11 protein-coding genes, 1 tRNA gene and 2 pseudogenes are annotated in these 19392 nt (G+C 66.4%); 13 read left to right on the top strand and 1 reads right to left on the bottom strand.

Annotated features, from left to right (window positions below):
- Window positions 1–92 precede the first annotated feature (92 nt).
- The 8 genes from MRY80_RS15860 (at window position 93) to MRY80_RS15895 (ending at window position 13304) form a co-directional block, all read left to right on the top strand.
- Complete coding sequence (locus MRY80_RS15860) at window positions 93–995, top strand: helix-turn-helix domain-containing protein (RefSeq protein WP_293292028.1); 903 nt, start codon at window positions 93–95, stop codon at window positions 993–995.
- A 99-nt stretch (window positions 996–1094) separates the two neighbouring features.
- Window positions 1095–1676, top strand: a complete 582-nt coding sequence (locus MRY80_RS15865; protein WP_293292029.1) for an NIPSNAP family protein — start codon at window positions 1095–1097, stop codon at window positions 1674–1676.
- Between the two features lie 25 nt (window positions 1677–1701).
- A complete protein-coding gene (locus MRY80_RS15870; RefSeq protein WP_293292030.1) occupies window positions 1702–2877 on the top strand; it encodes an acyl-CoA dehydrogenase family protein in 1176 nt (391 codons plus the stop codon).
- Between the two features lie 2 nt (window positions 2878–2879).
- A complete protein-coding gene (locus tag MRY80_RS15875) occupies window positions 2880–4397 on the top strand; it encodes a CoA-transferase (protein ID WP_293292031.1) in 1518 nt (505 codons plus the stop codon).
- A 240-nt stretch (window positions 4398–4637) separates the two neighbouring features.
- Window positions 4638–6617, top strand: a complete 1980-nt coding sequence (locus MRY80_RS15880; RefSeq protein WP_293292032.1) for a 7TM-DISM domain-containing protein — start codon at window positions 4638–4640, stop codon at window positions 6615–6617.
- The gene (locus MRY80_RS15885) at window positions 6614–7327 is read left to right on the top strand and encodes a response regulator transcription factor (RefSeq protein WP_293292033.1); all 714 of its coding nucleotides are present in this window, start codon (window positions 6614–6616) and stop codon (window positions 7325–7327) included. The genes MRY80_RS15880 and MRY80_RS15885 overlap by 4 nt, the downstream gene beginning before the upstream one ends.
- Window positions 7328–7485: 158 nt before the next feature.
- Window positions 7486–12786 carry an autotransporter-associated beta strand repeat-containing protein gene (locus tag MRY80_RS15890; RefSeq protein WP_293292034.1) on the top strand — a complete coding sequence of 1767 codons (5301 nt, stop codon included), beginning with the start codon at window positions 7486–7488 and terminating at the stop codon, window positions 12784–12786.
- Window positions 12780–13304: an invasion associated locus B family protein gene (locus tag MRY80_RS15895; protein ID WP_293292035.1), complete on the top strand. Its 525-nt coding sequence runs from the start codon at window positions 12780–12782 to the stop codon at window positions 13302–13304. The genes MRY80_RS15890 and MRY80_RS15895 overlap by 7 nt, the downstream gene beginning before the upstream one ends.
- A gap of 209 nt (window positions 13305–13513) precedes the next feature.
- On the opposite strand, the gene MRY80_RS15900 is transcribed toward MRY80_RS15895, so the two are convergent.
- Window positions 13514–13603: transfer RNA gene (locus MRY80_RS15900), tRNA-Ser, on the bottom strand.
- 205 nt (window positions 13604–13808) lie between these two features.
- Between MRY80_RS15900 and MRY80_RS15905 the strand changes: the two are divergent.
- From MRY80_RS15905 to metG, 5 genes and pseudogenes are all read left to right on the top strand, one after another.
- Window positions 13809–14450 (top strand): annotated as a pseudogene (locus tag MRY80_RS15905) (septal ring lytic transglycosylase RlpA family protein); the annotation flags it as partial.
- Window positions 14451–14852: 402 nt separating this feature from the next.
- Window positions 14853–15971: a D-alanyl-D-alanine carboxypeptidase family protein gene (locus MRY80_RS15910; protein ID WP_293292048.1), complete on the top strand. Its 1119-nt coding sequence runs from the start codon at window positions 14853–14855 to the stop codon at window positions 15969–15971.
- Entirely contained in the window at window positions 15958–16713 is a 756-nt protein-coding gene (gene tmk, locus MRY80_RS15915; protein ID WP_293292036.1) for a dTMP kinase, read from the top strand. Before MRY80_RS15910 ends, tmk begins: the two co-directional genes overlap by 14 nt.
- Window positions 16710–17750, top strand: a complete 1041-nt coding sequence (locus MRY80_RS15920; RefSeq protein ID WP_293292037.1) for a DNA polymerase III subunit delta' — start codon at window positions 16710–16712, stop codon at window positions 17748–17750. Before tmk ends, MRY80_RS15920 begins: the two co-directional genes overlap by 4 nt.
- Before the next feature lie 71 nt (window positions 17751–17821).
- Window positions 17822–19378, top strand: a pseudogene (gene metG, locus MRY80_RS15925) (methionine--tRNA ligase); the annotation flags it as partial.
- Between the last annotated feature and the right edge of the window lie 14 nt (window positions 19379–19392).

The following is a 19392-nucleotide window of genomic DNA, read 5'->3' on the forward strand; positions in this document are numbered from 1 at the left end:
CGCCAATGGACATGGGCGGGAATTTGTTGGACAATTCATCGCACGTGGTTCCGCGTCGCGGCGAACCGCGACGGGAGGAGGAGCCCGCGCGCATGAACAAGGTTTCACCCGTCCCGCATTTCTATCTCTACGGTGACGAGGAAAAGGACGTCGAGATCGACACGGTTCACATCGAGCCGATCCGCGAACGGTCGTTGCGCCATGATTGGATAATTCATCCGCATGTCCATCCCGACCATCTCCAGGTTCTGTTCTTCACCGGCGGCGGCGCGACGATCGACATCGAAGGCGAGACCATCACCGCCGAACCCCGATGCCTGGTCGTCCAGCCCGCCGGCATGGTGCACGGAATCCACTTCCTTCCAGGTACCGAGGGCAAGGTCGCGACCGTCGCCACCTCCTATCTCGCCAGCATCGCCCGGGACGATCCGCGGCTGATCGAAACGGTCAACCACGCCGCCGCCTATCCGCTGCGCAAGGGCGATCAGGACGACGTCAACGCGGAATTCGCCTTCGACCAGATCATGCGCGAGGCGAACTGGACGGAGCCCGGACGCCGGACGGCGATCCGCGCGCATTTTCTCTCGCTGCTGGTCGTCCTCCTGCGCCGCCGCGCTGCGAGCGGCATCGACGGGCCGCGCTACCGGGACCGCAACTACGATCTCGTCAGCCGGTACAAGGCGCTGCTCGAAACGAGCTTCCGCGAACACAAGATGCTTTCCTACTATGCGAGGGAACTCGGCGTGTCGCCGCAACGGTTGAATGCGGCCTGCCGGGTGCGCGCGGGCAAGACCGCCTCGGAAGCCCTGCATGACCGCATCGTCGCCGAAGCGAAGCGCAACCTGATCTACACCGAGATGACCATCGCCGAGATCGGCCATTCGCTCGGCTATGACGATCCGGCCTATTTCAACCGCTTCTTTTCACAGCGCGTCGGCATGCCGCCCGGCACCTATCGCGCCAATGCGGCGACGACCCGGCGCGTCAGCCGCTGAGCCGCGCGGAATGTCCAACACAATGCTCCGATCGTCCATTTAACTGGAGACGGGCTGTCGTAAATCTGCCGGTGCCGCGATCGGGAGGGCGGCGGGCAGATGCTATTCGAGCTGCGAACCTATGACCTGAAACCGGCCAAGGCACCGGTTTACCTGGACAATTTCCGCAGGAACGGCGTCGGCCTCGTCACCGCGAGCCTACCGCTCGCCGGCTACTGGATGACGGAGAGCGGCCGCCTCAACCGCATCCAGCACCTCTGGGCCTATGCCGATTTCGCCGAACGCGACCGCTGCCGCGCGAAGCTCGCCCGGGACCAAGCGTGGATGACGGGCTTCATCCCCGGCGCCTTCGTCGACGTCGTCGCCCAGCAGAACCGCTTCCTCCGGCTGCTCCACGGCAACGACGTCGTCAAGCGCGTCGTCGCCGACCGTCTCAATGTCCACGCAAACCAGCCGGCGGACATGCCGATGTTCGCCGACACGCTCCACGCGTTGGCGATCCATCACGAAGAACTGGCAGCCACCGAGCAGACGATCGGCCTCTTCGAGGTCGTCAGCGGTGTCGATGCCGGCCGCTACCTCACCCTGTCGGCGGGGCCCGCCGATACGCTTCTTGCCGGCGCGAACGGGGCAGGGGACCACGAGATCCTCCGGCCGCTCAGCCTCTCGCCGCTGCGCTGACATCCATCTAGAGAAAGATGCCGCCATGGATTTTTCGCTGACCCACGAACAACGCATGCTGGTCGACACGGTGCGCGAGTTCATCCGCATCGAACTCGCGCCGCTGGAAGACACGATCGAGGAAACCGGCGTCCTGCCGCCCGAGACCGCGCGCGACATCTTCGAGAAATCGCGCGCGCTCGGCCTCTACGGCATGAACATCCCGGAAGAACATGGCGGCGGCGGCTTGTCGGTGCTGGAATCCATGCTCGTCGAGGAGCAGTTCGGCCACACCACCGACATCCTCATCCGCCGCGCCTTCGGCAATGTCTACGAGGTGCTGCTTTCCTGCACCGGCGCGCAGGTGGATCGCTGGCTTGCCCCGGCCGTCAGTGGCGAGCGCGTCTGTTCCATCGCGTTCACCGAACCCGGCGCCGGGTCCGATGCCGCCGGCATCAAGACGCGCGCCCGGCGCGACGGCGACAAGTGGATCCTCAACGGCATGAAGCACTTCATCTCCGACGGCGCCTTCTCCGACTTTTTCGTCGTCACCGCCGTCACCGATCCGGAAAAGGGTCATCGCGGCATCTCCATGTTCCTCGTCGACAAGGGCACGCCCGGCTTCACGGTCGGGCGCGACCAGCCGATGATGGGCATCCGCGGCACGTCGCATCTCGAACTGCATTTCGACGATGTGGAACTGACCGACGAAAACCTCCTCGGCGAGGAGGGCGGCGGGCTGAAACTGGCCCTGTCGGTTCTCGGCCGGGTGCGGCTTGCGCAGGTGGCGGCGCGCTCGATCGGCAAGGCCACAAAGGTCTTGTCGATGACGCTCGATTACGCCCGCGACCGCCACCAGTTCGGCCAGTCGATCGGCGAGTTCCAGATGGTGCAGCAGATGCTCGCCGACAGCGCCATCGAGATCAACGCCGCCCGCACCGCGCTGTGGGAATGCGCCTGGCAGATGGACCGGGGCATGGACCCGCGCGCCAAGATTTCCATGCTCAAGGTCCAGGGGGCCGAAACGCTCGGCCGCGTGGTCGACCGCGCCATGCAGATATTCGGCGGCATGGGCTTTTCCAAGGACCTGCCGATCGAGCGCTACTACCGCGACGCGCGCATCTACCGCATCTTCGACGGCGCCAGCGAGATCCATCGCTCCGTGGTTGCGAAATCCATGCTGAAGAGCGGTGCCTCCGCCTTCGACCCGTTCGGAGCCTGACCATGGCGCGCTTCGTGACGGCGGCGGAGGCCGTTTCCCTGGTGCCCGACGATGCGACGCTCGGCCTTGTCGGCGGCGGCGGCGGCCTTTGCGAGGCGATGCTGCTGCACGAGGCAATCGAGACGCGGTTCCTTGAGACCGGACATCCGCGAAATCTGACGGTCGTCCATGCGCTCGGCATCGGCGACCGCCGCAAGACCGGCATGAACCGTTTCGCCCACAAGGGCATGGTGTCTGCCGTGATCGGCGGTCACTGGGTCTGGTCGCCGGAAATGCAGCGCATGGCCGCCGAAAACGAGATCGAGGCCTATGTGCTGCCCGGCGGCGTCGCCATGCAGCTGATGCGTGAGATCGCGGCAGGGCGGCCCGGCCTCATCACCCATGTCGGGCTCGGCACCTTCGTCGATCCGCGCGTCGAAGGCGGCCGGATGAACGACGTGTCGCGGCGCGACCTCGCCGCGGTCATCGAGATCGACAGCACGGAATACCTTCGTTACCTGCCGTTTCCGGTCAACGCCTGCCTGCTGAAGGGCTCGATCGCCGACGAGGAGGGCAATGTCAGCCTCGACGAGGAGCCGGCCAATGTGGACAGCTACGCGATGGCCGCGGCGGTCCACAACAGCGGCGGTACGGTGATCGTCCAGGTGCGCGAGAAGGTTTCGGCCGGCGCGCTCGGCGCGCGCCAGGTGCGCATCCCGTCGGCGATCGTCGATGCGATCGTCGTCGATCCCGGCCAGCGCCAGGGCTACGACATCGTCTACGATCCGGCGATTTCCGGCCAGAAGCGCGTCGCCGAGGCCCGGCCCGAGCCGCCTGCGCCGTCCGTCCGCCAGATCGTGGCCCGGCGCGCCCGCCTCGAACTGCGCGACGGCATGGTCGTCAATTACGGTTTCGGCATTCCCGACGAGATCGCGTCTCTGGTCGCCGCCGACGGCGAGCAGGGCCGTTACTACCAGACCATCGAGCACGGCACCTATGGCGGCACGCTCCTGACCGGCAACCTGTTCGGCTACGCCCGCAACCCGTCCTGCATGATCGACGGCCCGTCGCAATTCGACTTCTATTCCGGCGGCGGCCTCGACATCGCCTTCCTCGGCTTCGGCGAATTCGACGGCGACGGCAATGTGAACGCCTCGAAGCTCGGCGGCCTGCCGGTCGGGCCGGGCGGCTTCATCGATATCGCCCAGAACGCGCGCAAGGTCGTGTTCTGCGGCACCTTCGACGCCAAGGGCGCCGACATTCGCGCGGATGGGGGCAAGCTCGCCATCGAGAAACACGGCGCGGTCAGGAAGCTCGTCGAGCATGTCCGCCAGATCACCTTCTCCGGCGCCCAGGCGATCCGGCAGGGCCAGGACATCCTCTACGTCACGGAACGCGCCGTCTTCGCGCTGCGAGAGGACGGCCTGTGGCTGACGGAGGTCGCGCCAGGCATCGACCTGCGCGCCGACGTCCTCGACCGGATGGATTTCGAGGTGAAACTCGACGATCCGAAGCCGATGCCCGATTCCTGCTTCATCTGACCGGTTGCCCCCGACGGGCGACGAAACGGAGGCCGATTCGGGCCTTCGGGCCGCATCTGCCCGGTTCGAAGCCAATTTCCGTGAGCTCTGCACAAATTAGGTTGTGGAGTATCACGAGGATTTCCCGCCCTAGATGAATTACTAGTAGTGGCGTCCGGGTCGATGCGCCAACATCGACGTGTTGGGGGCAAGATGACCTGGTCCGTATGGTCACTCGCCGAGTCGCAGGACACTGGGCCCGTGATCATACACAGCGAACTGAGCGGCGTTGCGCATCCGCGACGCCCCGCCATGATGGCGAGCCGCGGTCCGATCCTTCGAAGAGCGGCCGTTTTCCTGCTTTGCGTCGCCGGAATGATCCTGTTCGGTGTCACGCTCTCCAATTTCGGCGCGGTTTCCCCTGAAAGCGACCACGTCGTCGAGACATCGGTGCTGGAGGACGCGGCGGGCGTGCTCGACATCGAGCAGGCCGTGACGGGCCAATACGAGCCCTTCGGTTCGATCCTCAGCGAAGGATACACCGACTCGGTCTTCTGGGTGCGGCTCAAGATTCGCAAGCCGGAAGGCGGCGGCAAGCTCGCCTTGCGGATACGTCCCACCTTTCTCGACAGGATCGTGCTGTTCCAGAGGAGCGACGAGGCCGCGTCCGGCTGGGTGACACAGGTCACCGGTGACCTCGTCCCGTTCGATGAAAGGCCGCGTCCGACCGTGGCGCTGGGGTTCGAGGTCGAGCCGGTGGCCGACATCGAGGAGTACTATCTCCGGCTGCAGACCCGCAGTTCCTCGATGCTCCGCATCAACGCGGTCGACAACCACACGGCCCAGACTGCGGAGTTCCGCTCCATCGCGATCCTCATGGTCTTCTTCGCCGCGATCGGCGGCATCCTCCTGTGGACGATCAACGAGTATCTGGTGCGGCCGGAACCCCTGATCGCCTGGTTCGCGGTCGCGCAGACCGCCTATCTCCTGTTTGCCCTGTCGCTGATGGGCTTCCTGGCGGTCATCCTGCCGTCCCGGCTGTCGGTCTATGGCGACACGGCGACGACGCTGCTCGTCCATGTCGGGCCGCTCTGCACCTACATCTTCGACGTCGCGCTCATCCGCTTGTTCGGTCCCCGCCGCCTGCTGCCCTTGTTCTGCGTGATGATCGGCGGTTTCGTGGTCGCCGTCCTCGGTCTCTACGCGGTCGGAGCCGTCGGCGCGGGCCTGCACGTCAACGCCTATTTCATCCTGCTCGGCGTGCCCGTCTTTCTGGCCATGGCGATCGCGCCGGATGACGGACCGGTCAAGCGGCCGAGATTGCTCCGCACGATCTACGGTCTGCAGGCCGTCGCCATGGTCATCACCATGACGCCGCTTCTGGGCTATTTCGACGCCGCGGAATGGACGATCCACAGCGTCATCATCCACGGCTTCGTCTACGTCCTCCTGATGTTCGTCCTGCTGCACAGCCGGTCGCGCGAGGTCCAGGACGTCGCGCGCAGGCGGGAACTGGAACTCAACCTGGCCAACCAGGCTCTGATCGAGGCCGAGCAGGCGCGCGAACAGCAAAACCGCTTCGTCGCCATGCTCACCCATGAGATCAAGACGCCGATTTCGGTGATCAAGCTGTCCATCGACCGGGAGGTGACCGACCCGGCGCTCTGTGACGCGATCGACGAAGCGCTGCAGGACATCGAGGGCATCATCGACCGCTGCAACATGGCCGACCAGCTCGACAGCGAGCATATGGAGCTGGTGGTCGAGCCGCTCGGCCTGCATTCCTTCATTTCCGGCGACCTCGAACGGCTCGGGCAGCTGGACCGGGTCCGGCTCGACATCCCCGCCACGCTCGAGATCGAGAGCGACCGGCGCCTGCTCAACGTGATCGTGTCGAACCTCGTCGAAAACGCGGTGCGCTACGCGCCCTCCGACACGCCGATAGCGATCGCCGCCGACGCGTCCCGCAACGATGAGCGAAACGGCGTGCTGATCACGGTCGGCAACGCGCTCGCGGATGGCAAGGTGCCCGATCAGTCCCGTGTCTTCGACAAGTACTACCGGGGCCCCGGCGCCCGGGCGAAAAGCGGGTCGGGCCTTGGGCTCTACGTCGTCCAGGGTCTGGTCGATCTGCTTGGCGGCGAGGTCGCCTGCGTGGTCAATGACCAGTCGATCGCCTTTTCCGTCTGGATGCCCCTGCGCATGAAGAGAGCCGAGGACGCGGCCGGGGTGGAGCCATGACCGTCGAGAGCGCGTTGAGCATCACCGTCATCGAGGACAATGAGAGCCTGCGGCGATCCCTTGTCCGGATCCTGGTGCAGGCGGGGCACAATGTTTCCGGCGTCGACAGCGCCGAAGCCTTCGTCGAGAGCCGGCAGATCCAGGATCCCGACCTTCTCCTGGTCGATCTCAACCTCCCCGGCGAGGACGGACTGAGCCTCACCGGCCGGATGCGCCGTCTGCAGCCCGATCTCGGCATCATCATCCTGTCGGCGCGCAGCACGCCCTCGGACAAGCAGGTGGGCTACGAACGCGGCGCCGACATTTATCTCACGAAGCCCGTTGCGCCAGGCGAATTGAAGGCCGCCGTCTATGCGCTGCACCGCAGGCTGACGCCGGCCGTGAAGAAATTCGACCTGACGATCGACCCCGTTCACAGCCGTGTCGTCGGACCGGAGGGCGTCGCGCGGGTCTCTGCGCTGGAACTCGCGATCATGCTCGGACTGTCGCGCGCGCCCGACCGCAAGCTGGAAGCCTGGCAGATCGCCGAACTGATTTGCCAGGATGACGTCATGCCGGAGCGCAATGCGCTTAATGTCGCCATCTTTCGGATCAACAAGAAGCTGCAGTCGGTCGGCATCCCCCATCGCGGCATCCGTTCCATCAGGAATTGGGGATACCAGCTCGAGATTGACGTTGGGGTAGTCTCGCAAGCCTCCCGCATCGACTGATCCGATCGTCCCGCCCTCCGGTCTTTCGCGAAATCGCACCGATAACGAATTGGTAAGATTCGGTAATTTTCGGTGAATCCGAAGTGCTACCAGATTCGACAACTGACGCCTTTTTTCGGGCGACTCGGTTGTGGTGTTGATCTGGAGGCAGTCCACACATGTCTGGAAATCGAGGCAATTTCGGTGCGTGCGACCCGTCCATGGAACATCGTGAGCGGGTGCGAATCTGGCCCGCGCGCCGGCACTCCGCGTTGGCGGCGACGTCGACCCTGACCATCGCGGTCGTCCTTCAGGCGGCGTCCGCAGGTCACGCGACGGAGTATCTCTCCGGCACCACGACCATCTCCAACGGGGTCGTCACCGGCCAGAGCGTGACGGGTGGCACCGGCAGTGGCGGCGGCGCCGGCCTCGGCGGGGGGATATTCATCGGCGACGGCGCGACGGTCATCCTGAACGACGTCGATTTCATCGGAAACTCCGCGACCGGCGGCACCGGCGGCGTGGGTGACACCGGCGGTGCGATGAACGGCTGGACCGGCGGCACCTCCGACGGAACCAACGGTGCCAGCGGTTACGATTCCCCGACGGGAAGCGGCTATTTCGGCGGCAACGGCATCGGCGGCGACGGCAGCAATGGTTACGCCGGCGGCGACGCGAGTGACGGCTCCGGTGGCGACGGCGGGACCGGCGGCACAGGCGGCAACGGGTCCAACACGACCGCCGAGACCATCAAATCGGCGCTGGAAATCGCCAAATCCACCTACGACGCGACATCGGAAGGGACCCTGGCCGGGGTCTACACCAGCATCTCGGGCGTCTTCACCGCGCTGGCGGCGCAGGCCGGCGCCAATGTCGCGACGGAGCCCGCGCTTGCGACGATGGTCGCGAACTACACGACGCTCGCGACCCAATACGCCGCCCTCGCCACCGAGGCGTCCGGCTCGGCCGGCGAGGAAACGTCTGCGATCATCTGGGAGACCGCATGGCTGGCCGCGATTGAAGAGACAGCCTACGAGCTCGGCGTCTCGGGCGGCGGCGGCAATGGCGGCCTGGGCGGCGACGGCGGCGACGGCAGCTACGGTTACGGCGGCGGTTCGGGCGGCGACGGCGGTGACGGCGGCGACGCGGTGTCCGGCGTCACCGGCGACGGTTCCGCTCCGGGCGGTGACGGCGGCGCGGGCGGCGATGGCGGCGCCGGCGGTTTCGGCGCAGGCGGCGGCAAGGGCGGTGACGGCGGCGCCGGCGGCGACAACGCGTCGGACTCCCAGAACGGCGAACATGACGGCGACGGCGGCGTGGGCGGCGTTGCCGGCTTCGGCGGCGGCGTCGGTTCCACTGCCAACGGAACCACGAACGGCACGGGCGGCGGCGGCGGCTCCGGCTATGGCGGTGCGATCTTCGTCCAGTCCGGCGGGTCGCTGACCATCAACGGCAACGCGACTTTCGCCGGCAACAGCGTTTTCGGCGGCTCGAGCATGAATGGCGGCGAGGCCGGTCAGGCCGCGGGGTCCGACCTGTTCATGATGACCGGATCCTCCGTCGTCCTGAACCCCGGCTCGGGCAACACCATCGTCTTCAACGGCACCATCGCCGACGACAGCCGGGCCAGCATCGCGGGATCTCCGATCGCAGCCGGGCAGGGGGCCGGCATCGAGATCTCCAGCGGCCTCGTGGTGTTCAACAACACCAACACCTATTCCGGCCAGACGAAGATTTCCGGCGGCGTCCTGCAGGCCGACGACGGCGTCGGCATTCACGCGCTCTCCAACATCAACCTGGCCGGCGGCGTGCTGCAGACCTCGGGCACGTTCGACCGCTATCTCGGCACGGCGTCCGACCGCTTGCAGTGGACCGGTTCCGGCGGCTTCGCGGCCATCGGCGGCGACCTCACCGTGAGCGTCAACAACGGCGCGGGCCTGACCTGGGGCAGCGGCAGCTTCGTCGGCACCGGCGACGCGCTCCTGTTCGGATCGAGTTCGGCGGATTCGGACGTCTATTTCGAAAACGCGATCAACCTGGCCGGCAGCGAACGCGTCATCGTCAACAATGGCGGGGCGGACGGCGAAAACTGGCTCTATCTCGACGGCGTGCTCTCGAACGGATCGGTCAAGTTCGGCGACGGCACCACGCAGGGAACCATCGCGCTCACGGCCGCCAACACCCATTCCGGCTCGACGACCGTGCAGACGGGGACCACGCTCGCCCTGCTCGACGACGGCAGCATCTCGTCCTCCAGCCTCGTGCTTCAGGGCGAATTCGACATCTCGGGTTCCAACGGCGACGTTTCGGTCACGACCCTGTCTGGAGCGGGCGATGTCACGCTTGGCTCCAACGGCCTCGTGTTCACCAACGCCTCGACCACGTTCAGCGGAACGATCGACGGGTCGGGAACCGTCCGCGTCAGCGGCGGCAACCAGTCCTTCTCCGGAGAGAACACCTATACCGGCAAGACGACCATCGACGCGGGCGCCGAACTGACGCTTCTGGGCAGCGGTTCGATCGAGGATTCCAGCGAAGTCGCGGTCGCCGGCACCTTCGACATCGCCGCGACGACCACCGGCGCGGACGTCAAGGCGCTGACGGGCAGCGGCAACGTCGTGCTCGGCTCCAAGACCCTCGCGGTGACCGACGCTGACGGCACCTTCGCGGGCGTCGTCTCCGGATCGGGCGGCAATTTCACCGTCGAGAGCGGCACGCAGACCCTCACGGGCACCAACACCTATACCGGCGTCACAACGATCGAGGATGGCGCGAAGCTCGCGCTGACGGGGTCCGGCAGCATCGCCTCCTCCTCGAAGGTCGTCGCCGACGGCGATTTCGACATCTCCGGCACGCTCTCGGGCGCATCGATCGTCACCCTGGCCGGCGTTGGCGACGTCACCCTCGGCCCCCAGTCCCTGGTCATTTCCAACGGCTCGACGGCGTTTTCCGGCGACATCGCAGGCCTCGGCGGCCTGACGGTGAACGGCGGCACGCAGACGCTGTCGGGCATCAACAGCTACACCGGCGCGACAGTCATCGCCAACGGCGCCAGCCTGGCGCTGACGGGCGGCGGCTCGGTCGCCGCGTCGTCCGGCGTCGAGGCGAACGGCACCTTCGACATTTCCGGCAAGACCTCCGACGCCGAAATCGCCAGCCTCACCGGCTCGGGCGTCGTCAGCCTCGGGTCGAATTCGCTGGCCGTTTCGGATGCTTCCGGCACCTTCTCCGGCGGCATCGGCGGCACCGGCGGCCTGTCGATCGACGGCGGCGTGCAGACCCTGACGGGCACCAACACCTACACCGGCAACACGACGGTCGCCGAGGACGCGACGCTGGCGTTGCAGGGAAGCGGAAGCATTGCCGCCTCCGCCATGGTGTCGCTCTACGGCGATCTCGACATCTCGCAGACCACGGCCGGCGCCAGCATCGGCACGCTCGCAGGCGACGGAACGGTCGAACTCGGCACCCAACGCCTGGTCGTCACCAACGCCTCCACGATCTTCTCCGGCGACATCGAGGGCACCGGCGGCTTCGAGGTGTCCGGCGGCACGCAGACGCTCCAGGACGTCACCTCGCAAAGCGGCATCCTTGCCAGCGACGGCGGCACGGTCTTGATGAACGGCGGCTCCGTCGACGGCGGGTCGAGCCTCTCGGCCTTCTCGATCATCAATGGCGGGTCGATCACGGCGACGGGCACGACGCTCGACACCGATCTGTCCACCGCCTATGCGAGCTTCGACGAGGCGGGCGGCGTCGCCACCTTCACGCTGGCGAGCGGCACCGAGATCCTCGGCAATGACGGCACCCTGCTGCTGGTCGAGCGCTCCGGCGCCGGATCGGACGGCATCGTCAACCTGATCATCGACAATGGCAGCTCGGCCAATGGCGACATCATCGACACCGACGCCAAGACGGGTTCAGGCGGCACCAATGTGACGGTCGCCACGGATGCGAGCTGGGAAGGCCTTGCCAACACGGCGAGCTTCTACATCCAGAGCGGCGGCTCGGTCGTGTTCGACGACGGCAGCAAGATCGACGGCAACCTGACGGCCGAAGCCGGCGCCAACATCTTCGGCGGCACGCTCAACGGCGCGCTGCAGGTCTATGGCGACGCGGTCATCGACAACAGCGCGATCACCGGCAACGTCTACATCGTCGGCAATCTGGACCTGAACGGCCTCCTGTCGCCGGGCGAGTCTCCCGGCCAGATCGCCATCGGCGGCGACCTGAGCAACCTCAACTACGCGGACTCGCTGTTCGAGATCGAATTCGGCGTCACCGATCCGGTCGCGGGCGTGAACTACGACCAGACCAATGTCGGCGGCGACGTCTCCGGCGTGCTGACCGTGACGCTGGCGAACTGGAACTCCGACCGCGGAACCGAACTCGGCGACATCGGCGACATCGAGCTGATCCGCATCGGCGGCGCCGAGGACAACAACTTCGTCCAGGCGAACCGCCTGACCCAGAACGGCCGCGAAGTGCTTCTCGACCGCCGCGTGGTCACCGCGAGCAGCACCGACATCGTCGAACCCAGCCCGCTGACCGAGGAAGAGTTCTTCGGCGCGGGAGACGTGGTGGTCTACGGTCTCACGACCATCGTCCAGGACGAGACCTACGGCCTCGCCATCATGACCGGCTCGGAGCAGCATGCGATCCGCAACACGCTCGGAACCATGGTCGACCGGCGCGGGCTGAACGGCGCCGACGGCCCGAACCCGGCCTGGATGCGCGTGTCCGCCTCCAGCACGGATTACCACGACACGGTCGATCACACCCAGTCGGTCTATTTCACGGAATTCGGCACGGACGTCCTCCAGAACGAAGGCTTCCGCGCGGGTCTCCTCGGCTCGTATTCGAAGTCGGACAGCGACGTGACGACCGAGACCGGAACCGCGAACCTGTCGGGCCAGATCTACTCGGGCGGTATCCAGGCGAACTGGTCCAACGAGATGGCCTATATCGACGCCGTCGGTCAGTACAGCTTCACCGACTGGACCATGACGCCGACCAACGCCTCCGATCTCACCGCGAAGGGCCGCACGGCCACCGCGCTGGTGGAAGCGGGCGTCTCGATCGGCACGGACAAGATGAAGATCACGCCGTGGGGACAGTTCGCCTATCAGAACTCGACCTATTCGGACGTCGACAGCGATTGGGTGGATACGGTCGAATTCGCCGACGGCGCCTCCATGGCGGTGCGCGGCGGCATCCGCAGCGAGGCGCATTTCGACGGCTTCTCCTCCTTCGCCGACATCTCGGTCTCGCATGAACTCTCCGAGGACAAGACGGTCGTCGTCGACAATTACGAATACACCACCGGAATGGGCGGAACGCAGGTCGGCCTGGGCTTCGGCTTCGACGCCGATCTCGGCGGAAACCTGAGCCTGTCGTCCAACGTCAAGGGCTTCTACGGCGTCGATGCCGGCGAGGTGATCGGCTATCAGGGGCAGGCGAAACTGCAGATCCAGTGGTGATCGCGAAGCTGCAATCGGCGGGCGTCGCCGCCCTCCTTGCCGCCGGTCTGGTGTTCTCGGCGAGCGCTGGAGCCGGGGCGCAGGAGGCCAAGGAAGAAGGCGTCGCCGGGGACTGGATCTACACCTGCCAGGTCCCCGAAGGCGGCAGCCGGGAGTGCGTGCTCAGCCAGACCCTGGTCGCCCAGGAGACGCGCAAGCCGATCGGCCGCATCAATATCGGCCGGGACCAGAAGAGCACCACCCTCATGCTCGCCGTCCTGCTCCCGCTCGGCCTCGACATCCCGCGCGGCGTGCAGGCCGACATCGACGACCGCGTCAAGCTGATCCTCAGGATAGAGACCTGCGTGCCGAGCGGCTGCATCGCCAGAACGCCGCTCGACAAGAAGGCCGTCGATTCCCTTAAGCGAGGAAACCGCCTCAACGTCGGCTTCCGCATGCAAGGCGGCACCGAAACCCTGTTCCTGCCCGGCTCCCTGACCGGCATATCCTCCGGCCTCGCCTCGACAGGCCTGGAGTGATCGCGGACGCGCGGGGGTGATTGCCGCGGAGAGCGGCAGCGCAGAAACGAGATCAAAGAACCGTTACAAGTCGTTGTAATCACAAAGACAAGCATCGCCAGGCCCGCGCCCCGAACCCTTAAGGGTTCGCAAGCCCGACCGGGCGTCCGAGCCTTCGCGAGGCCCCGACCGGAGCGAAGCCCGAAGGGCGACAGCGCGAGGTCAGACAATGGCGGAGAGGGTGGGATTCGAACCCACGGTACGATCGCTCGCACGCCGGTTTTCAAGACCGGTGCCTTAAACCGCTCGGCCACCTCTCCGGAGGCGTCCTCTTCGCATGAAACGCCGAATTCGTGCAACCGTCATTCGCATCGTCGCAGCGCGGGCGGGGCAGGGTGAGCCGCGCCGCCTCCCGCAAACTTGCATCGCGGCATTAACCGGACCATAAAGCGGACGTGATACGGAAATTCGGTCGCGCCTGTTCTGGATTGGCCTTTCCGTGGTGTTTGTGTATTTCGTAGCCCCATGCCCTTTCTGTCTCTGAGGATAAATCCGGCCCTTGCATCCTGCCTTGTCGCCGCCATTGGCCTTGCGACCGCGGGATGTTCGTCGCCGCAACCGAAACTCGGCCTTGCGGGGCTCGGCGGCATCTATGCCGCCAATGGCGAGACGTCGGGGGGCGAGTATTTCTCGGCCGCGTCGCTCGGCGTGGACGCCAGCCCGCGCGTGGCGATGGCGTCCTACGTGCCGCGCGGCGGCGGGCGCGACCAGATCGGCAAGCCCTACACGGTCGCCGGCAAGACCTATTATCCGACCGCCAACCCGAAGAAGACGCAGGTCGGGCGCGCCTCGTGGTACGGCGCGGCCTTTCACGGCCGCCTGACAGCCAATGGCGAGGTCTACGACATGACCCACCTGACTGCGGCCCACAAGACGTTCCCGCTGCCGAGCTATGCGCGCGTCACCAATCTGGAAAACGGCCGCTCGGTGATCGTGCGCGTCAACGATCGCGGCCCCTTCGCCGACGACCGCATCATCGACCTCTCCAAGCGGGCGGCCGACATGCTGGACTACACCCGCAGCGGAACCGCCAAGGTGCGCGTCGATTACGCGGGCCGCGCCCCGCTCCACGGGCAGGACGACGCCTTCCTGCTGGCGTCGGCCCGCAACATCCCGCAATACCCGGCCGACGGCCGCACCCGCCTCGCCATGCAGGCGGAACCGGCTGGCCCGGTCGGCGGCATCGCCGGCGCGCTGACCGGCGGATCGTCCTTCGTCGCCTCCGCGCTCGGCTTCCGCAAGCCGCCGGAAGCGATCCCGACGCCTGCCGGCCGAAGCGATTCGGCATCGGTCTCCGCCTACGCCACCGAGCGCGTTTCGGCGGCCTTTTCCGGCGATCCTTTCGGCAAAATCGCCGTCACGGACTGGAAGTCCCGCTAAAGCCGGTCGGTTCGCGCGTTGCTTAACCGGGGCGGAGTTTGCTATTTCTAGGCAAAGCCCCTTGCTCCGGATGGCGCCATGAAATCGCTTGAGACAATGAAATCCTGGCTGGCTCCGATCGTCGCTTTGATGGCGATGATCGCGCTCACGGTGCCGGCGGCGGCGCAGATGTTCGAATCCCGCGCCGAGCAGGCGATCCTGCTGGATTCCAACACCGGCACGATCCTTTACGCCAAGAACGCCGACCAGAAGGTGCCGCCGGCCTCGCTCGCCAAGCTGATGACCATGGAGGTCGTCTTCAACGCGCTGAAGGCCGGGCGGCTGTCCATGGACGACGAATTCCTGGTCAGCGAGAACGCCTGGCGCAGCGGCGGCGCCAGTTCCGGCGGCTCGACCATGTTCGCCGAACTCAACTCGTCGATCCGGCTCGAGGATTTGATCCAGGGCGTCATCGTCCAGTCCGCCAATGACGGCTGCATCATCATCGCGGAGGGCATGGCCGGCTCCGAAGAGGTGTTCGCGAGCCTGATGAACGACCGGGCGAAGAAGATCGGCCTGGACGATTCGCATTTCACCAATTCCACCGGCCTGCCGGACCCGCTGCAGAAGGTGACGATGCGCGATCTCGCCAAGCTGGGCGATCACATCCGGCGCGAATATCCGGAATATTACAAATATTACGCGCAGCGCGATTTCACCTGGAACAAGATCCTGCAGCGCAACCGCAATCCGCTTTTGACGATGAATATCGGCGCCGACGGCATGAAGACCGGCCACACCGAGGAATCCGGCTACGCCATCGTCGGCTCCATCGAGCGCGACGGCCGCCGGCTGATCGTCGCGATGAGCGGCCTGGAATCCTCGCGCGCCCGCGCCGAGGAAGCACGCAAGCTCCTGGAATGGGGCGCCCGCGCCTTCGAGCCATACGAGATCTTCAAGAAGGGCGACGAGATCGGCAATGTGCGTCTTTACGGCGGCGCGCAGCTCACCGTGCCGGTCACCGTCAAGGAGGATCTCGACATCCTGCTGCCGATCACCGACCGCGACCGGATGAAGGCGCGCGTCGTCTATACCGGCCCGGTCATGGCGCCGGTCGAGGAAGGCCAGGAGATCGCCACGCTCAAGGTCTGGATCGGCGACACGCTGACCCAGGAAACGCCGCTTTACGCCGCCCAGGCCGTTCCCCAGGGCCCGATCTATCGCCGCGCGCTCGACGCCCTGACGGAGCTCGCGCTTGGCTGGATCTGAAACCGGGACGGAACCGGGTTCGTATGAGCGGGGCCTGTTCGTCACCTTCGAGGGCGGCGACGGGGCCGGCAAGTCGACCCAGATCAGGCGTCTGGCGGAAACGCTGCGCGACCTCGGCCACACCGTGACCGTCTCGCGCGAGCCCGGCGGCACGCCCGGCGCCGAGGCCGTGCGCCACGTCGTGCTCGACACCAGCGCCGCCGAACCCTTCGGTCCCTATCTGGAAGCCATGCTGTTCGCCGCCGCGCGCAACGACCATGTCGAGCAGAAGATCCGCCCGGCGCTGGAGCGCGGCGAGATCGTGCTCGTGGACCGGTTCATGGATTCCACCCGCGTCTATCAGGGCGCCAGCGAAAACCTCGACCCGGGCTTCGTGCAGGCGCTGGAGCGCATCGCGATCGCCGGCCTCGTGCCGGACCTGACCGTCATCCTCGACATCCCGCCGGAAGAGGGGCTGCGCCGCGCGCATGAGCGCCGCGATCCGTCCGCGCCCGTCGACCGCTTCGAGAAGGAAGACGTCACCGCGCACGAGTTGCGCCGCGTGGCGTTCCTGGAGATCGCCCGCAAGGAGCCGGAGCGCTGCCGCGTGATCGACGCCTCGGGCTCTGCCGACGACGTGGCGCAGAAGGTGCTGGACGTGGTCAAGACGGCCTTTGCCGAGGCGATCTTCCGCGAGGACGCCATCAGTCCCGCCGCCGCCCACGAAACCGCCGAGGAAAAACCCGGAGCGCCGGCCGAGTGATCGAGGTTCCCGCCACCCATGACGCGCTGGAGGGCATCGCCCCGCCGCAGCTGACGCCGCGCCTGCACGGCCATGCGCGCGAGGTCGAATTCCTCACCGAGGCGATCGAGAGCGGCAAGCTGCACCACGCGATGATCTTCGAGGGCGAGCGCGGCATCGGCAAGGCGACCGCCGCCTTCCACCTCGCCAACCGGCTGCTCGATCCGGCATCGGGCGCGATGGGCCTGGTCGACGAGACCACCTCGGTCTTCCGCCAGATCGCGCAGGGCGCCCATCCGGGCCTGCTCTATCTCACCCGGCCGAAGAACGATCAGGGCACCGGCTTCAAATCCGCCATCACGGTCGACGAGATCCGCCGTCTGCAGCGCTTCTTCTCCATGACCGCGGCGGGCGCCGATTCCTGGCGCGTCGTGATCGTCGATCCGGTCAACGACCTCAACCGCAACGCCGCCAACGCGCTTCTGAAGATGCTGGAGGAACCGCCGGCGCGCGCGGTCTTCGTCCTGATCGCGCACGGCACCGGCGGGCTCCTGCCGACCATCCGCTCGCGCTGCCAGATCCTCAAATTCGCGCCGCTGTCGGACGACGAGATCACCCGCGTGATCGGCGAACAGTCGGGCGCGCATGACGAGGCCGCGGTGGCGCGCCTGTCGGCACTCGGCGGCGGCAGCGCGCGGCGCACGCTCCTCTTCGCCCAATTCGGCGGGCTGGACCTGCAGGAGGCGCTCGACGCCTGTCTCGACGCGCCGCAATTCGACGCCCAGCAGGCGCATCGCCTGGCCGATGTCGCCGGCAACCGCAAGACCGACATCCACCGCGAGATCCTGCGCGACCTCGTTCTGGACCGCATGCGCGACGCCGCGACCGCCGCCGCAAGGCACGGTCGCCTGCGCGCGGCCGAGCGGCTGGCGTCCGCCGACATCGCGATCCAGGAACGCATGCGCATGACCGACGCCTTCAACCTCGACCGCAAGCAGGATTTCCTCTCGCTGCTCGGCGACGTTCACGATCTTCTCTCGGCGACCCGCCCGGCGTGATTTTTCCCGCTTCGCGGCTTTCCATCGGTCATTGAAATCGTTTAGAGCAGGGCACTCCGTTTCCTCGTTCCAGACAAGCCAAGATGTCCGCCAAAGACCGTTTCTACATCACGACGCCGATCTTCTACCCCAACGGGGTGCCGCATATCGGCCACGCCTACACCGCCATCGCGACCGACGTGCTGGCCCGCTTCGCGCGCCATGACGGGAAAGACGTGTTCTTCCTGACCGGCACGGACGAGCACGGCCAGAAGATGCAGCAGACCGCGGAGAAGGAAGGCATCGCGCCGATCGAGCTGGCCGACAGGAATTCCGCCGTCTTCCGCCGCATGGTCGAGACGCTCGGCTGCTCCAATGACGACTTCATCCGCACCACCGAGCCGCGCCACAAGGCCGCCGTGCAGGAGCTGTGGAAGCGCATGGAGGCCGCCGGCGACATCTATCTCGGCAAATATGGCGGCTGGTACTCGGTGCGCCAGGAAGCCTATTTCGACGAGAGCGAGACGACCGTCGGCGAGGACGGCGTGCGCCGCGAGCCGCTCGGCTCCGAAGTCGAGTGGGTGGAGGAGGAGAGCTACTATTTCCGCCTCTCCGCCTATGGCGACAAGTTGCTCGAACTCTACGAGAAAAACCCGGATTTCGTCCTGCCGGCCGAACGCCGCAACGAGGTCGCGAGTTTCGTCAAGGGCGGCCTGAAGGACCTGTCGATCTCGCGCACCACCTTCGACTGGGGCGTGCCGGTGCCCGGCAACGACAGCCACGTCATGTATGTCTGGGTCGACGCGCTGACCAACTACATCACCGCCGCCGGCTTCCCGGACGAGAGCGCCGATCGCTGGGGCTACTGGCCGGCCATGCACATCATCGGCAAGGACATCGTGCGCTTCCACGCCGTCTACTGGCCGGCCTTCCTGATGAGCGCGGGCGTCGAACTGCCGAAGCGCGTCTTCGCCCACGGCTTCCTGTTCAACAAGGGCGAGAAGATGTCGAAGTCGGTCGGCAATGTCGTCGATCCCTTCGCGCTGATCGACGCCTACGGGCTCGACCAGGTGCGCTATTTCTTCATGCGCGAAGTGCCCTTCGGCAATGACGGCTCCTACAGCCACGAGGCGATCGTCAACCGCATCAACGCCGACCTCGCCAACGGCCTCGGTAACCTGGCGCAGCGTTCGCTGTCGATGATCGCCAAGCATTGCGAGGGCAGGGTGCCGCAGCACGGCGCCTTCACGGCGGAAGACGAGGCGCTTCTGGCCGAGGGCGCCAAGGCGCTCGCCGCCGCCCGCGACGCGATGGACAAGCAGGCGATCCACAAGGCCGTCGAGGCGACTTTCGAGGTCGCGGCCGCCGGTGACCGCTACATCGACGCCCAGGCCCCGTGGGCGCTGCGCAAGACCGATCCGGACCGCATGAAGACCGTGCTCTACGTGGTCGCCGAAACCGTGCGCCGCATCGCGATCCTCGCGCAGCCCTACATCCCGGCTTCGGCCGAGAAGCTGCTCGACCTGGTGGCCGCGCCGGCCGACGCGCGCGACTTCGACAGCATCGAGGCGATGCTGGTGCCCGGCACGGAACTGCCCGCGCCGAGCGGCGTCTTCCCGCGCTATGTCGACAGCGAGGCGGCCGGCTAGAAGGCGTCCATGCC

The organism is Oricola sp., assembly GCF_022763245.1.
Classification (GTDB): Bacteria; Pseudomonadota; Alphaproteobacteria; order Rhizobiales; family Rhizobiaceae; genus Oricola.

Bases quoted from the DNA above. Each gene is read 5' to 3' on its own strand.
- MRY80_RS15860 (WP_293292028.1), top strand. From the start codon at position 93: ATGAACAAGGTTTCACCCGTCCCGCATTTCTATCTCTACGGTGACGAG.
- MRY80_RS15865 (WP_293292029.1), top strand. From the start codon at position 1,095: ATGCTATTCGAGCTGCGAACCTATGACCTGAAACCGGCCAAGGCACCG.
- MRY80_RS15870 (WP_293292030.1), top strand. From the start codon at position 1,702: ATGGATTTTTCGCTGACCCACGAACAACGCATGCTGGTCGACACGGTG.
- MRY80_RS15875 (WP_293292031.1), top strand. From the start codon at position 2,880: ATGGCGCGCTTCGTGACGGCGGCGGAGGCCGTTTCCCTGGTGCCCGAC.
- MRY80_RS15885 (WP_293292033.1), top strand. From the start codon at position 6,614: ATGACCGTCGAGAGCGCGTTGAGCATCACCGTCATCGAGGACAATGAG.
- MRY80_RS15890 (WP_293292034.1), top strand. From the start codon at position 7,486: ATGTCTGGAAATCGAGGCAATTTCGGTGCGTGCGACCCGTCCATGGAA.
- MRY80_RS15910 (WP_293292048.1), top strand. From the start codon at position 14,853: ATGGCGATGATCGCGCTCACGGTGCCGGCGGCGGCGCAGATGTTCGAA.